The following is a 17,465-nucleotide window of genomic DNA, read 5'->3' as shown; positions in this document are numbered from 1 at the left end:
TACAAAGAACGCAAAGCTTTGTGGAAAAATCTTTGCGAACTTTGCGGTTAGTGTACACAAACTCAAAACAAATTTTTCTTTAACTTTGTAATTATGAAAATAGAAATTTGGTCGGACATCATGTGTCCGTTTTGTTATATCGGAAAAAGACAGTTGGAAACGGCTTTAGAAGCGTTTCCTTCTGATGAATTTGAAATTGAGTGGAAAAGTTTCCAGCTTGATCCTACTATCGAACCACAATCTGGAAAAGACGTTTATACGTTTTTAGCAGAACGAAAAGGTATTTCTGTTGAGCAATCAAGAGAAATGCATAAAGGTGTCGTAGAACGCGCCAAAAGCGTTGGTTTAGCCTATAACTTTGATAAAGCTGTTATCTCAAACTCTTTAACTTCTCATCGAATTATTCATTTGGCTAAAAAGAATAATTTAGGTGACGAAATGGAAGAAATTTTCTTTAAGGCTTATTTTACAGAAGGAAGAGATTTAAACGATGCTGCTACTTTAATCGAATTAGGAGAAAAAGCAGGTTTAAATGCGAATGAGGTAAAAGAAGTTATTGAAAACGAAAACCTTTATTTAAGCGATGTAAAAGGTGATATTAAGGAAGCACAGGAAATTGGTGTGCAAGGAGTTCCGTTTTTCGTTTTTGATCGAAAATATGCAGTTTCCGGAGCTCAGCCGGTTGAAGCTTTTGTACAGACAATTAGAGAAGGTTTGAAATAATTGAAATTAAATAAGAAAAAAGAAAACGGATGAACATTTGCTCATCCGTTTTCTTTTTAGAATCATTCGGAAATAAAAATCTATTTTAAGCAAAAGTTTTATTCTGCCACAGATTAAGGAATTAGAATGATTTGAAAAATATAAAAAAGCTCTCGCAGTTTCAGCAGATTTAGCAGATTATTCTTTGCAAACTCTATTAAAAAATCTGCTAAATCTGCGTGAAAAAAAATCTTTTATGTACATGCTTAGCTTAATCACAAAGAAAGCTTACGGCTCCTAATAAAGCTGCAATTTCATTATCTGTCGAAATGGAAACCTGTACTTCTACACCAGAATCTTTAAGTGTTTTATTAAATGAAGACAAGAATAAATCGCTTGCATTAGCTATTTTTCCGCCAATAATAATATGATCTGCAGAGAAATTATTTAACCACGGAATCACAACCGCAGCCAAATCTTCTCCCATTGTTTCAAATACTTTAACAGCCGACTGATCTCCATTAACAGCTAAATTATAAAGTTCCAATCCGTTGTTAAGGTCAACTTCTTTTAAAGACTTATAATGCGATAAAAGACCGCGTACTGAAACATAATCTTCGGCCATACCTTCTTTATAAGGAAGATTGTATATCTCGCCGTCTGCCGGTACTGAATTACCGGAACTTATCGATAGGCCTTTATCAATAAAACAAGCGCCTAATCCGGTACCTAAAGTAACGGCCATTACTTTTTTAGAAAGATTTTCCTGCTGCTTAAAAACTTCCCCTTTGCCAAAACAAACAGCATCATTTTCAAAAAGTACCGGAAAATCTTTTGAAAAATTAAGGCTTTCCAAAATTAAATCGCGAACATTTAATCCGTAAAAATGTTCGTATTTAGACTGATCTTTTATCCAGCAGATGCCTTTTTCATAATCAAAAGGTCCCGGCATGCAAACAGCTACTCCTGTTATTACATTTACTTTAGAATTTTCGATCGAAGTATTAATGACTCTTTTCCAAATATTCATTACCTGCTCTACGGGTAAATTAGAGTCAAATGATTCTTTATATAAAGAAAAGTCAATGACTTTCATTTCTGTTTTATTGATAACTGCTGCCGTAATGTGTGTGCCTCCTATATCTAGCCCAATGGCGTATGATGTATTCATTTTTCCTTGTTTAGCTTACTAATTCTAGATATTTTTATCTTTTAAAATTTGAGGATAATGAATGCTTGTGTGTACAATCATTTCTCCAAATAGTGTATTTGCCCACGCAAACCATTTACGGGTAAATTTGTTTACATCGTCTTTATGAAATGATTCATGCATAAATCCGGTATCGGCATTGGTTTTTATTAAGTTGCTTATACACGTTTTAATTTCTTTTTCGTCTACACTTGTAATCGCTCTTAAAACAATACTCATAGGCCAGATGGTATCGACTCCGGTATGCGGGCCACCAATACCTTCTCCTGCTTTCCCTTTATAGAAAAACGGATTGTTTTCTGATAGTACTACTTTACGTGTGTTTAGATATAAAGGATCATTTGGTTCAATGGCACCCAAATAAGGCAGTGATAATAACGAAGGTACATTGGCATCGTCCATCATGTGGAAACTGCCGTATCCGTTTACTTCAAAAGCAATAATTTTTCCGAATTTTGGATGTTCGATGATTCCGTTTTCCTGTAATCCTTTTTGAACCTGATCTCTTAATTCTTTTGCTTTAGCGACTAAATCATTGTCTTTTAAAGCTGGTAAAGAGAATATTTCGATTAAATAACCCAATACTTCAATCGCAAACATGTTACTTGGAATTAAATAACCAAATAAGGTGCTGTCATCGCTTGGTCTAAAAGTAGAGACAATTAAGCCACAGGGTTTTACCGGATATCCGTAACCGCCTAACGGAACTCCGTCTGTCGCCCAAGCTGTTTGACGCTGAAAGCTATAAGGCCCACCTTTTCCGTCTAATCTTTGCTGCTCTTTAAAAGTCTGCAGAATTAACAGCATGGCTTCTTTCCATTTTGCATCAAATAAACTGATATCTCCTGTTTCTTTCCAATATCCGTGAGCTAATCGAACTGGATAACACAAACTGTCGATTTCCCATTTTCTTTCGTGAATTCCGGGCTGCATTTTGGTAAGGTCATGTTTCCATTCGCTTTCTTTGGTAAAATCTTTGTAAAAAGCATTGGCATAAGGATCAAGTAAAATACATTTTGCCTGACGATTGATTACGCCTTTTACCAATTCGGCCAATTTAGGATCTTCTTTTACAAAAGGTATATATGGCCAGATTTGAGCCGTACTGTCACGGAGCCACATCGCATCGATATCTCCTGTAATGACATAAGTATCAGGTTTACCGTCAATAATTTCAAAATCGACTGTTGTATCGAGTGTATTTGGGAAACAGTTTTCAAATAACCAGGCTAATTCCGGATTTGCAATTTGTTTTTTGATTCGTACAATAGCTGCTTCGACTGCCTTACTTGTAAATTTTCTTTCGGCTAACGGAGGTCTTTTGGTAATAAAATCTTTTAGCGGAAACTGAAAAGTATCTGAATCAAGCCCGAAAACATCGGTTTGAAGTGCTAATAATCCTGCCGAAAAAATCCCTGTATTTTTTATAAATTTTCTACGTGACTGCATAGTTTTATTTTGAAGTTGAATAAGAATACGGATACGCCTCTGATGTTGTACCTCTTTGTAAATTTGGAGAACTTGTCATATCAAAATTTAGTTCGCCTCCTTTTAATACATCAAAATGATTGATATAATTTTTATTGTAAACGGAATTATCCCATTTTAACTCGTTTACATATCTGCTTGTATCTGATGTGTTTGGAGCATTGATAATAAGCTGTTTTCCGTTTTCAAATTGTACTGTTGCTTTCTTAAATAAGGGTGCTCCCAGTACATATTCTTCTGTTCCCGGACAAACAGGATAAAATCCCATGGCAGAGAAAATATACCAGGCCGAAGTCTGTCCGTTATCTTCATCACCGCAATATCCGTCAGGAGTTGGTTTGTACAAACGATTCATTACTTCTCTTGACCAATATTGTGTTTTCCAAGGTTCTCCGGCATAATTGTACAAATAAATCATGTGCTGAATTGGCTGATTTCCATGTGCATATTGTCCCATATTCATGATCTGCATTTCTCTTATTTCATGAATTACGGCACCATAATAACTATCATCAAAAACCGGAGGAGTTGAAAATACAGCATCTAGTTTTGCTGTGAATTTTTTCTCGCCGCCCATTAAATCGATTAAACCCTGAATGTCGTGGAATACGCTCCAGCTGTAATGCCAGCTGTTTCCTTCTGTAAAAGCATCTCCCCATTTAAAAGGATTAAAATTTGGCGGAAAACTTCCGTCTTTATTTCGGCCGCTCATTAACCCGATCGATGGATTATATAATTTCTTATAATTCATCATTCGCTTTTCAAGCAGATTAATTTCTTTTTTCGGACGGTCTAATGCTTTGGCTAATTTCCAAATTGCAAAATCATCATAAGCATATTCCAGTGTTCTTGCGGCGTTTTCATTTATATTAACATCATAAGGCACATACCCCAGACTATTATAAAACTGAACTCCTTTCCTTCCCACAGCATCCATCGGACCTTCATTATTGGCGCCGTGCTGCAATGCTTCGTAAAGTTTATTGATATCGTAACCGCGTAATCCTTTCATGTAAGCATCTGAAACTACAGAAGCTGAATTATTTCCCACCATTACATTTCTAAAGCCCGGACTTGACCATTCTGGTAAAAAGCCGCCTTCTTTGTAATCGTTAATTAAACCTTCCTGCATTTCTGTATTTATAGAAGGATATACTAAATTAAGCAAAGGATACAAGGCACGAAAAGTATCCCAAAATCCTGTTCCTGCATACATATATCCAGGTAAAACTTTTCCGTTATACGGACTGTAATGCACAATTTTTCCGTCTTTATCTATTTCATATTGTTTCTGAGGAAAACAAACTGTACGATACAAACAAGAATAAAAAGTTTTCAACTGTTCTTCGTTAGTGTCTTCTACGGCAATTTTTCCTAAAACTTTATTCCATTCGTTTTTAGACTGCGCCACATTTTCTTCAAAAGAAGCGGTGCCTAATTCATTTTTTAAAGTTAATTCAGCTTGCTCCAGACTTATAAAAGAAGAAGCTGTTCTTACATGCACTTTTTCTCCTTTTTTAGTTTTAAATCCAATTACTGCGCCTACATGAAGTCCTGCTGCTTCCAATTTATCTTTTGTCAGGATTTTATCCATCCAGGTAGCATTATTCGAAAATGGTTTGTCGAATACTAACACAAAATAGTTTTTAAAATTCTCTGGTACACCGCCGCTGTTACGTGTGGTATAGCCAATAATTTTATTTTCTGATGGAATGATTTTGATGTAAGAGCCTTTGTCAAATGCATCAATAACAATCGAAGATTTTTCGTTTTCAGGAAATGTAATCTGAAAATGGGCTGCTCTTTCTGTTGTTGTAATTTCGGTTGTTACATCATGATCGGCCAAATAAACGCTGTAATAATAGGGCTTCGAAACTTCTGCTTTATGACTAAACCAACTTGCTCGTTCATCTTCGGCGAAAGCCAATTTACCTGTAACCGGCATAATCGAAAACTGACCGTAATCGTTCATCCACGGCGAAGGCTGATGGGTTTGCTTAAATCCTCTGATTTTCTCTGCGGTGTAAGTATATGCCCATCCATCGCCCATTTTTCCTGTTTGCGCTGTCCAGAAATTCATTCCCCAAGGCCTGCAGATGGCAGGATAAGTATTTCCGTTTGAAAGATTATGCAGCGATTGTGTTCCCATTAACGGGTTTACATATTCTACAGGGTCTTTAAGCTGTGCATTTACAAAAACGCATTGCATTAATCCAAGAAAAATTAAACTCTTTATTTTCATATTTTTGTTTTTTATGCTGTAGGCTTTAAGCAGTAAGCTTTAGGCTTTAAACTTTTTTAAATTAATATCTACAGTTTTTTTAACTTTGCAGAAAACTGAAAAACTGAGACTGAAAACTGCCAACTTCTAAAGCGGTCTATCTTCTTTCTTAACTCCAAAAGTTGTCGATGGTTTACTTCCCATAAACAATTTCAATTCTCCTCCCTTAACTATCATATCATGTGTGATGTACGACTTTGTATAGGGTTTTCCGTTATATTCTGCTTTTTGAATGTACATGTTTACGGCGCTGTTGTTTATGGCGTTTACTGTAAATGAAATGTCTTTTTTATGATGGATAACAGCGCTGTTTACTAATGGACTTCCTAAAACATAAATTCCGTTTGCGGGATTAACAGAATAGAATCCCATTGATGATAAAACATACCAAGCCGACATTTGACCTAAGTCTTCGTTACCGCATAATCCGTCTGGTTTTGTGGAGTAAAATTTATCGTCAATTTCGCGAATTAATTTGGCAGTTTTCCACGGTTGTCCTGCATAAGCATACAAATACGGGATATGATGGTTGGGTTCGTTACCCTGAGCGTACTGCCCAATTAAACCGCTGATGTCCGGAGAAATTTCTTCGCCTTCAACTTTATCTGTAATTAAAAATAGTGAATCTAATTTGGCTAAAAATTTATCGTCGTTTCCAAACAATTCGATCAAACCATACGGATCATGTGGCACAAGCCAAGTGTACTGCCATGCGTTTCCTTCGACATAATCATCTTTTCGATGTGCTGATGAAAGCGGATTAAATGGTGTTCTCCAATTTCCGTTGGTTAATTTACCTCTCATAAAAGTGGTTTCTTTATCGAAATAAAGTTTGTATAAATTGGCTCTTTTGGTGAAATAGGTATAATCTTCTGTTTTATTTAATGCCTTTGCCATTTGAGCAACGCAATAATCATCGATGGCATATTCCAGCGCATTTCCAACAGATTCCAGCATTTTATCAGCCGGAATGTATTCTAGTTTCTGAACATAATCCATTCCGTCGCGCGTTTGCATAGCTGTTTTTTTGATTGCTTCATAAGCCAATTCGGTATCATAATCACGATATCCTTTTAAGTAAGCGTCGACAATAACGGCTATCGAGTGATTTCCGTTCATGGTATTGGTTTCGTTACCCATTAAGTGCCAAACCGGTAATCGGCCTTGCTGCTGGTAAATGGCTAGAAACGATTTAACGATATCATTAATTTTTTCCGGCTGCGTGATCGTGTATAAAGGATGAAGTCCGCGGTAGGTATCCCAAAGTGAAAAAGTCGTGTAATTAGTGAAATTCGCTTTTTCGTAGACTTTTTTATCTGTTCCTCTATAATCTCCGTTAACATCATTAAAAATAGATGGTGCAAACATGGTATGATACAATGAAGTATAAAAAACTTTCATTGTTTTATCATTTCCTTTTATCTGAATTTTATTAAGCTCTTTATTCCATTTTGAACTCGCTTCTTTGGTAACTTTATCAAAATCCCAATTCGGAATCTCGGCTTTTATGTTTGCTGCAGCATTCTCTGAACTCACCGGAGATATTCCGACTTTTACTAAAACCTGTTTGTTTTTTAAGGTTTTAAAATCTAAAACGGCTTTCATTTTTAAGCCTTCGCCTTCATTGCCTTTTACAATTGCAGTGCTGTCGTATAAAGTGATATTAGCAATTGGTTCAGAAAATTCCATTGTAAAATAAATACGCTGATCTACTGCCCAGCCTGCCGAATAGCGGTAGCCTGCCAGTGTGGTTTCGTTTATTTTTTTTATAAATGTTTTTACCGGTTTGTCCCAGCCTATTCCGTCTGCCAAATCAACTAAAACATGGTTATCATCGGCTGAACTGAATGTATATTTGTGAAAACCGACTCTTTCACTTGCTGTCAGCTCGGCTTTGACTTTGTATTTATCTAATAAAACACTGTAATATCCTGGTTTAACAACTTCGTTTTTATGGGAGAAATACGACCCGTAACCGTTTACCATGTCTTCTTTTGTTCCTTTGGTAAGTGCTACTTTTCCTGATACTGGCAATAAAAGAATATCATTTAAATCGCCAATTCCGGTACCGCTTAAATGCGTATGTGTAAAACCTAATATAGTATTGCTGGCATAATTGTAACCACTGCACCAATCCCAGCCTTCAAAAACATTTACCGGGCCTAATTGTACGGCACCAAAAGGAACATTGGCTCCAACAAATACGTGACCATGCCCTGCTGAACCAATAAGCGGATTTACATATTGTGTATAATCTAAACTCGTTTGTTTTGCTTTCTTTTCCTGTGAAATCGCAGGATTGGCAAAAAATAGGTTTAATGCCAAAATGCCTCCTAAAGCAATTCTATTGTATTTTGTAACCATGTTGTTTGTTTTATATTTTGTTTGGCTGTATTGACCACGGATAACACAGGTTAAACGGATTAACACCAATATTTTATTACTCTGTGTAGACGCACTGCGGTGCGTCTCTACGGAAAAACCTTTATCCCTTTGAACCTCTGCTCCTTTGCTCTTTTTCTTAGCAACTTAGAACCTTAGCATCTTAGTACCTTTATTTTTATTACTGTACGTAGACGCACTGCGGTGCGTCTCTACGGAAAAACCTTTGTTCCTTTGTACCTCTGCCTCTTTGCACCTTTATTTATTCCTCTCCAAAACCTCAAATAAAGAAAAAACCTTAATATCTGGTTTAACAACTTCTCCCTCAAACGAAATTATTTTTTCTTCTCCGGCTGCTAAATCAATATAATTATCGCTCCATTTTCCGGTATATCCTTTCATGGAAATGTAAACATATTTTGCCTGCTTTTGGGCTTTCAAAATGACTTTGTTTCCTTTTATCTGCCAGGTTATTTTTGGGTCTTCCAGTTTTAAATCTATTGGACGTGTCAAGTCGATTTCTGGTTTTATATCGTCTCTGTAAGCTTCTCGAATGGCATACCAGGCTGCTTTGGGCTGTCGGTTATCATAATCGGTGATGCTCCAGCTTGCTACAGGCCAGCAGTCGTTTAGCTGCCAAACTAAAGTTCCCATATTATACGGCGCTTTAGAACGATGAATGCCTACAATATTTTTAATTGCATAATGCTGCAGACATTGTGTTAGATAGCTGTAATCCTCCACGTTCATCTTTTTTATTTTGGTCGAATCGATAAAGTATTTATTCAAATAAGCATTTAACTTGATAAATCCTTTGCCTGCTTTTTGATGCGCATTTAAAACATCTGAATATAAATAGCGGTCTTCCGGCAAGGTGAATTTTTCTATAGACGAATAATTGGGCATTGCCTGCATTCCGTATTCGCTTACAAATCGTCCAGTTTTTTTCTTTACGGCTTCAATGTCTTCTAATCCCCACCAAATTCCCCAATAATGTCCGTCTCCTTCTGTCAAACTTTGTTGTTTTGACCAATGGTGCATGGGCGAAGAACTTAAATACGGACGTTTATCATCGACTTCTTTAACCCATTTTGGAATACTGTCATGAAACAAACGAACGTAATCCTTCCATAATTTGGTTGAATCTTGTTTGGACAATTTCATGCTTTTCATCCAGCCCCAATTTTTAAAGGCCTCGTCCGATTCATTGTTACCGCACCACAAGACAATACTTGGATGATGGCGCAGTCGTTTTACCTGATATTGTACTTCTTGTTTTACATTATCAAAAAAGGCTTTATCTCCGGGAACCATTGTGCCGGCAAACATAAAATCCTGCCAGACATTGATTCCGTATTTATCGCATAAATCATAAAAATAATCGTCTTCATAAATGCCGCCTCCCCATACGCGAAGCATGTTCATATTGGCATCTTTGGCCAGAGAAACTACTTTTTCGTATTCTTTTTTAGTAACTCTTGAAAGAAATGCATCTGACGGAATATAATTGGCTCCTTTCATATAAACCGGTTTTCCGTCAATCTTAAAATAAAAGGATTTACCAAGACTGTCCGGCTGCTGAATGAGCTCAATTTTACGATTTAGAACGTAAGGTTTCTCAGGAGCTTTTTCGTCATAAGCTTCTAAGCGCGGTGTTTTCCAGATACCGCAGGTTGTGAATTTTGGTCCCCAATCCCATCCAAAATGATATTGTGCTTTACGAACATACGCACGCGGATTATCCGGAATTTTAAAAGGTAAATCTCTTTTGGCCAATGAATCGACAACATTTTGTGCCGATTGAAATACCACAACGAGATTATTATTTCCTGATTTCAGTACTTTTTTAACATCAACCCGCCATTGACGAAACATATTATCGGCTTTTAAAACCAGCTGATTGTTAAGATATACAGATGCATAAGTATCTAATCCGTCAAAAACCAATTCGGTATTTTTCTTTTTCAGCAATGTCGCTGTAACCTGAAATGTAGTTTTGTATTCCCAGTTTTTACGTTCTATCCACAACAGCTTTTTTTCGTTGTCACGATAATAAGGATCTGGTATCAATTTATTACGCAGCAAATCAGTATGGATTTCTCCGGGAACTGTCGCTGGATACCACTTTTGTGTTTTTTCTTCACGGTAACTCCAGTTGTTCTTCAAATCAACATTTTGCGCAATTGCGATCGATGAAAAATTTGCAAGACAAATGGAAATTAGCCAATGAAGTTTTTTTGCATAATTCATTTTACTGAGTACTAATATTAATCTCTTTAAAATTACTAAAAAGATAAAGCAATTTAATTATTTTGGCAGCTTAGAGAAGGAACAGCGCTTACTTTACATTCCTTCTCTTCAGAATTTACTTTTTCGTTATTAACTCAAAAAAACAACTCAAAATATTTTCCTTACCACTGCCATACGCCTTATATTGATTTGATTTGGGTTATTTCAAACCTGCTTATTAATAAACTTAAAAACATTTTTACTGCTCTGTATTTTTTTAATTTATTGACAACAATGCCATCTTTTTCAGCAGAAACGCTCTTTGCTGCTGCGAAAAAAAGGGTATTTAAATCAAGAAATTCAATACAATTCTATAATGGTGTTTTGTTTATTTATTGCCAAAAAGATTTAAAAATAAGCCGGGCATGGATAATACCCGACTTATTCTAACTAACCAACCAATTTAAAAATTATTTATCCCACCAGATTCTAGTGGTCATTAAATCTAAACCTTGACGTTGAATGGCTTCTCTATAATTAGCCGCATTCGTAATAAGCTCTGACTGATCGTAGATTAATCTTCTTGGAATAGTTCCTTTTGTATCTCCTGTTGGATCATTAACCGGAACTAAAACCGGATATCCTGTTCTTCTGTATTCTGAGAATGCTTCAAAACCATTAAACAATAATACAATCCATTTTTGAGTGATAATCTGTTCGATTTTTTGTGCTTCTGTTCCAGCTGTTTTAAATGGATAAGTGGTTATATAAGTGTTGTATTCTGCTGGTGTTACTGCAGGTACTTTGTCTCCAAAAATCGTTAGAACATTCATAGCGCCTCTAACTCCATTTTCATAATAAGTCTGAGCCGATCCGCCTACATTCCAGCCTTTCACTGCTGCTTCTGCCAATAAAAACTGAACTTCGGCATAAGACATAATTAAAGTTGGTGCATCTAAACGTAATACAGTTGAAGTATTTGGATCTGAAAACAGTTTTTTATCTCCACCAGGAAATTCTTTTGCATCATTTGCTAAACCTTGCTGGCTTGCCGGATTGTTATTTCCTGTAGCTTCTAATTTTGCATAAATTCTTAAACGTGGATCGTTTGTATTTTTCAATAAATCGATGAATGTTTTACTGAATTTAATATTCGATTCTCCTCCGTTTAAGTCATTTCTAACCCATGAAGAAGTAATTGGATTTGTTTTAACTCCAGCAGGACCTGCATCATGTTTCAATACAAGACTGTCATCATTTGAAGTAAAAACACCTTTAGAATAGGCTTTTTCTACAAACTCTTTTGCTTTTGCAGGATTTACTTTAGACAAACGCATTGCTACTCTTAACATTAAAGAGTTGGCCAGTTTTTTCCATCTTGCAACATCACTTTGATAGTATAAATCAGCGTTGCCCACAAATGGTTTTCCTGCATCTAAAGCTGTTCCTGCTTCGTCTAATTCTTTTAAAAGATCGTTGTAGATTGCTTCCTGAGTATCGTATTTAGGAGAAAAAACGTTTCCGTTATATCCTTTTCCTGCTTCAAAATAAGGAACTTCACCATACGTATCTGTTAACTTTTGGAACAAGAAAACTTTCATGATTCTACAAGCCTGAATCATATTTGAGTTTTCCGGCGTATTTTGTACAACTGATAATAATTGGAAAATTTGATTTAATCCTTTACCGTATGTTTCTCCAAAAAGTGCTGCAGAATACTCCGAAGAATAAGCATATTTAGAACCAGGTCCTCCTAATGACGAAAACTGTTGTACAATTTGCGCAGCATATAAGTTATTTCCTCTTGTGTTAGAAAAATCCTGTCCGTCAACATAAATCTCAGCCAATGTAAACATTGATTTTACAGCCGGATCTGTTAAAGCATTTGGATTCTTATTTAATTCTTCGAATCCTTTATCGCATGAAGCCAATGTCATTGCACTAACAATTGCGACACAAAATATTTTTATATATTTATTTTTCATCTTATTTCGTATTAGAATTTGACATTAAGTGCAAAACCGTAATTTCTTGTCAATGGCATTGAAGCTCTCTCCATACCTTGTGCATTACTATTAGAGTAGTTTGACTCTGGATCGATGTTTGGAACTTTGTCATAAATAGTCCATAAGTTATGAGCAGAAAATGCTAAACTAACAGACTGAAATGGTGTTTTTTGTAAAAATGCTTTTGGGAAATTATAAGCAAAAGAGATCGCTCTTAGCTTCACAAAATCTGCATCGTAAACAAAGTTTGATGTTACATCGCTATAACTTCTCCAGTAATCGTATGCCGAAACTGTAGTGTTAACCGGGTTTCCGTTAACATCTTTTCCAGAAACTGCAATACCGCCTTCACGACCAGGAAGTGTAATTTCAGATAATCCGTAACGTGTTCCTAACTGATTTGTAGCAGAATAGATTTCTCCTCCAAATTTAGCATCTACAAAAACAGAAAGTGTAAAGTTTTTATAAGAGAAATCATTTGAAAGTCCCATTGAAGTTGGTGCAACACCTTGTCCAGCAATGATTAAGTTTCCTCTCATGAATTTTCCGTTAGTATCAATTACGATATTTCCGTCTTTATCTCTTAAGTAATCATACGCTTTAATTACTCCAAAAGGCTGTCCTTTTTCTAAAACTACAGAAGCTCTACCGTCTCTGTTTCCTTCTAATGATTTCGTTGTAATTTTATCAGAAAGGCTGATAACCTCACTATCATTATAAGCAAAATTGTATCCTACGTTCCAAGAAAAACTTGGTGTTTTAATCGCTTTTACATTAATAGCAAACTCCACCCCTTTGTTCATGATTTCACCTACGTTGATTTTTGTAGTTCTGTAACCAGAAGCCTGAGAAACGTCAGCATCAGTGATATCATTTGTTGTTTTTTTCTGATAGAAAGTCAAATCTGTACTTACTCTGTTATTGAAGAATGTATTCTCAAAACCAAACTCAATTGTACTTACGTTATAAGGTTTTAAAGTTCTGTTTGGAATTGTTTCTCCATTTACACCCAAAATTGGCTGTCCTAATGAATCTGTTTGTCCGTCTGGTGTCGTGTAAGTTAAAGCTAAAGCATAAGCTTCTGGCAAAGCACCTCCAACATTACCCCAGCCAGCTCTAAGTTTACCGTATGACATCCATTCCGGAAGACCAATTACCTCAGAATAAATGAAACTCGTACTTACAGATGGATAAAAAGTACTGTTGTTTGCAGGATCAAGAGTTGAGAACCAATCTTCACGACCTGTTAAATTCACATATAAGAAATCTTTGTATCCAATATCAGCTGAGTAAAATAAAGAGTTTACTTCGCTTTCTGAGAATAATTTTTCAGTTTTATCCGGTTGTGTATTTGCGTAGAAATATTTGTAAGGAACAATAAAGTTATTTCCTTTCATTTTGATTCCGCTGTATCTGTTATGCTGACGGTTTGCACCAATAAAGGCATCTAATGAAATGTTTTTAACTACTTCTCCTTTGTATCCTAAATACCCTGAAGCATTTACCTCCGTACGTCCTTCAACTCTGTTTTCAAAAGATCCGCCCGGGCTGTAGTTAATTCCAGTTGGCTCAATTTCAGTGTATTCGTAGTTGATATCGTCAATTCCAATTACAGCTTTAGCATAAATCTTATCTGTAATGTTGTAGTTTACTTTTGCAGAACCAATAAAACGTTTTCTAAGGTCATCATTTAAAGGTGACTGCGTAGCAAAATAAGGGTTTGTATGATAAACGTTTGCTCCTAAGAAATCTTCTTCACCTCCATTTGCATCAAACGGATTGCTTAACCATCTAATATCTGTACCCGGCGTCATGAACGTAGTTGGGAACGATGGGTTTCTAGGTGAATCATTCAAATAAGGTCTGTTATGACTTTTCTCTGAAATATACTGCGCATTAGTTTCTATGCTGATTTTTTTATTTGGAGCCGAATTTAAGCTTAAAGCCACGTTGTTTCTTCCAAATGTAGTTCCCGGCATAATAGATTCGTCTTTAGTATTTCCGAAAGACAATCTGAAGTTTGTTGTTTCGTTACCGCCAGAAATTGCTAATGTATTACTGAAAGAAAATCCGGTTCTGTAGAAATTTTCAACATTGTCTTTTCCGTAAGCCTGATAAGGTCTTGTTTTACCGTCAAGAGACAAAGATGGCGTTCCGTCGTATTTATCACCCCATGCAAAGTAATAAGAATCTCTAAGTTCTTGTAAATTAGTGAATCTTGTAGGTACTCCGCTCGCATTTGGAGCTCCGGCACCGTACTGATCCTGCCAGTTTAAAAGACTTGCCGGAGTATTAAAAGTTGAATTTGTGCTGAAATCTACTCCAATTCCGGTTGAACTTTTTCCTTTTTTAGTTGTAATTAAGATAACACCATTTGATCCTCTGTATCCGTAAAGAGCAGAAGCCGCACTACCTTTTAATACTGAAAGCGTAGCAATATCATCTGGATTGAAAGATGACATACCATCTCCTTTATCAGCTCCTCCCCACATGTTCGCATTTCCCTGTTGTGTATTATCGATTGGAATTCCATCGACAACATACAACGGCTGGTTTAATCCAGAAGCCGAAGTTGCTCCACGAATTACAACGCGGCTCGAACCAGAAGGCCCTGTAACCGGTGCAGAAACGTTAACACCGGCAATTTTACCCTGCAATGCGTTTCCTAAGTTAATTTCTTTATTTTTAGTCAGGTCCTCGCCTTTTATTTCTCCAACTGCGTAACCTAAACTTTTCTTTTGTTTTTTAACCCCAAATGAGGTTACAACAACATCTTTTAATTCTTGTGTGTTTTCAATTAATACAACAGAAACTCTTGTTTCGTTTTCCTGAAGTACTACTTGTTTTGACTGAAATCCCATAGAGGACACATTCAAAGTCACTTTTCCTGAAGGAACATTCATTTTAAATCGCCCTTCGGCGTCTGTAATTGCACTAAATGGTTTTCCTTGAACCTCGATTGATGCGGCAACAATTCCCTTGTTCTCTGCATCTGCTACTATGCCTGTTATTAATCGATTTTGCGCTGCAGCACTTAAGCTGCTCAGCAATATCACTCCTAACACTGCTAATATTCGTTTCATAAGCATTTTTTTTGGTTATTAGTTTTGATTTCGTTTTGTTTTGTGTTTTGTTTTTGTGTTTGTTGCTTTAAATAATTAATAAAAAATTTGAACTTACTTCTCAATATAAAACCTTGAGGTATAGTGCGCTGAATATTCAAAAAAACGCAGCTATTTCGCAGTTTATGTTAAATAAATAATCTTCAAAAGTTTGACCTACTCGTCAAAAAAGTGAAGAATATTTTTACTAAAACGTTTTAGTAAAATGGGTAAAAAAAAGTATTACCTTTTTTATTCTTTTTAATTTTTTTCTTTTTAAATGGACTGTAATCTAAATCGATTCACGTACAATCAATGTTCCTTTTTTGAGAACTTTTTCGACTTTAAATTCTTCAAAATTTGTCATCTGACTCATTAGCAACTGTATCGACTTAACCGCTATATCTTCTATAGGCTGTGCAATAACCGAAACTGTTGGTGTATGCAATTTAAAACTATCGTGATCATCAAAGCTGATAACCGAAATCTTCTCCGGAATTTTGTACTTTAAAGTTCTAAAAGCCTGAAGTCCCGCAAGCCCTAAATAGTTAGCGCAAAATAATACAGCATCAATCTCCGGGTTTTTAGTGAAAAAGTTTACAATCGCTTCAATTCTGCTTTGTTCACTTGCGTGATAATCCAAATGCAGTGTAAGTTTTTCATTGTAAATGCCTTCTTCTTTTAAAGCCTCAGCATATCCTCTCTCTCTCAATTTCATCTGAATCATTCCAGACTTATTGTTTACGACTGCAATATTTTTTCGGCCTTTGTTAATTAAAAATTTAACTGCCGAGTGAGAGCCTTCGTAATTGTCCATTACAACATGACTTACTTTTTGGTTGGCAAAATATCTATCGATTAAGACAACCGGTTTTTGCAATTTTAAAAGCTGGCCTATTGTTTTCTCCAAATTTCTTGTCGGCGTAATAATAAAACCTTCAACATTTGCCTGCAAAAGACTTTGAATCAATTCTTCAGAACGATCGTTATCATCTCCTGTACTGCAATAAAAAACCCTGTAATTAATATTCTTTGCTTCATCTTCAATTACTCTTGCCAAATCTGCAAAAAACTGATTGGATATATCTTCAACAATAAGTCCAATCGATCTGGTTTTTCCAGTTCTTAAACTGCTCGCAATCATACTTGGTTTATATTGCAGCTTTTGCGCAACATCCTGAACCTTTTTGATTACTGCCGGACTAATGGCCATCTTCTCGCCTTTTCCGTTAATGACAAAAGACACGGTAGATATAGATACTTCTGCCTGTTTAGCAATATCTCTAATTGTAATCTTTTTCATCAAGTAAGCAATTTGTTAAGAAAATTTTAATACATCGCAAATATATATATAAATAAGTTTACAAAAACGTTTTAGTAAAATATATTTTCAATAAATCATTTTTTTATTGCCAAATTAAAGCGAAATTATCAGTAAATATTGGATTTTACCTAGTTATTGTCATTTTGACTTTTTAGACGGTTTTTATGATTTTTACTATAATTTGATAGGTTTTTGATGTGTTTTGGAGCTTTTTTTAACCTCTTTTTTAAAGAAATTGATCTTAAATTTTTAATACTATTTTAACTTTAATTTTAAAAATAAAGCAAAACTGACAAAAAAAATCGTCATGAGAATATTGTCTATTCTTATGACGATTTTTTTAAAGTTTTAAAATATGAATTTCGAATTCCAATCTTTGAAGTAAGCTTTGTCTAATCAAACTATTGAAATATAGAACGCAGATGACACGGATTCGCTACGCAAAAACGCGGATTTATGCGGATTTTATACTATTTTTCAACTAAATCTTCGGTTAAGTAAGCTTTGACAAAGCTGCTAAAAATTGCTATTATACCAATCTTTGTCGATTAGCGAGTGAGATCCTTCGTTTCTCAGGATGACAACATTGCGCAGAGACCATCAACCATCAACCATCAACAATTAACCATCAACAATTAACCATTAACCATTAACCATTAACCATCAACAATCAACCATCAACCATCAACAATCAACCATCAACAATCAACCATTAACAATTAACAATTTAAATAACTCCCAT

General features: G+C 35.5%; 9 protein-coding genes. 1 reads left to right on the top strand and 8 read right to left on the bottom strand.

Features of this window, described 5'->3' with window-relative positions:
* Positions 1 to 93 precede the first annotated feature (93 nt).
* Positions 94 to 723 (top strand): DsbA family oxidoreductase, encoded by a 630-nt coding sequence (locus AC1RRQ_RS23145; RefSeq protein ID WP_493025418.1) that lies wholly within the window; start codon positions 94 to 96, stop codon positions 721 to 723.
* Between the two features lie 250 nt (positions 724 to 973).
* Here the strand turns inward: AC1RRQ_RS23145 and AC1RRQ_RS23140 are convergent, their stop codons facing one another.
* From AC1RRQ_RS23140 to AC1RRQ_RS23105, 8 genes are all read right to left on the bottom strand, one after another.
* Positions 974 to 1,873 carry an ROK family protein gene (locus AC1RRQ_RS23140; RefSeq protein WP_493025416.1) on the bottom strand — a complete coding sequence of 300 codons (900 nt, stop codon included), beginning with the start codon at positions 1,871 to 1,873 and terminating at the stop codon, positions 974 to 976.
* Positions 1,874 to 1,897: 24 nt separating this feature from the next.
* Positions 1,898 to 3,361 carry a glycoside hydrolase family 125 protein gene (locus AC1RRQ_RS23135; RefSeq protein WP_493025415.1) on the bottom strand — a complete coding sequence of 488 codons (1,464 nt, stop codon included), beginning with the start codon at positions 3,359 to 3,361 and terminating at the stop codon, positions 1,898 to 1,900.
* 4 nt (positions 3,362 to 3,365) lie between these two features.
* Entirely contained in the window at positions 3,366 to 5,642 is a 2,277-nt protein-coding gene (locus AC1RRQ_RS23130) for a GH92 family glycosyl hydrolase (RefSeq protein WP_493025413.1), read from the bottom strand.
* Between the two features lie 126 nt (positions 5,643 to 5,768).
* Positions 5,769 to 8,045 (bottom strand): GH92 family glycosyl hydrolase, encoded by a 2,277-nt coding sequence (locus AC1RRQ_RS23125; RefSeq protein WP_493025411.1) that lies wholly within the window; start codon positions 8,043 to 8,045, stop codon positions 5,769 to 5,771.
* Between the two features lie 276 nt (positions 8,046 to 8,321).
* Positions 8,322 to 10,313 carry a beta-mannosidase gene (locus tag AC1RRQ_RS23120; protein ID WP_493025409.1) on the bottom strand — a complete coding sequence of 664 codons (1,992 nt, stop codon included), beginning with the start codon at positions 10,311 to 10,313 and terminating at the stop codon, positions 8,322 to 8,324.
* 449 nt (positions 10,314 to 10,762) lie between these two features.
* Positions 10,763 to 12,277 (bottom strand): SusD/RagB family nutrient-binding outer membrane lipoprotein, encoded by a 1,515-nt coding sequence (locus tag AC1RRQ_RS23115; RefSeq protein WP_493025407.1) that lies wholly within the window; start codon positions 12,275 to 12,277, stop codon positions 10,763 to 10,765.
* A gap of 11 nt (positions 12,278 to 12,288) precedes the next feature.
* Positions 12,289 to 15,381: a SusC/RagA family TonB-linked outer membrane protein gene (locus AC1RRQ_RS23110; protein ID WP_493025404.1), complete on the bottom strand. Its 3,093-nt coding sequence runs from the start codon at positions 15,379 to 15,381 to the stop codon at positions 12,289 to 12,291.
* Between the two features lie 310 nt (positions 15,382 to 15,691).
* Complete coding sequence (locus AC1RRQ_RS23105) at positions 15,692 to 16,702, bottom strand: LacI family DNA-binding transcriptional regulator (RefSeq protein WP_493025402.1); 1,011 nt, start codon at positions 16,700 to 16,702, stop codon at positions 15,692 to 15,694.
* Positions 16,703 to 17,465 lie beyond the last annotated feature (763 nt).

This window comes from Flavobacterium sp. GW821-FHT12A05, from assembly GCF_058807735.1.
Note: the sequence above shows the minus strand (reverse complement) of the source record. Positions and strands in the feature narration are given on the sequence as shown.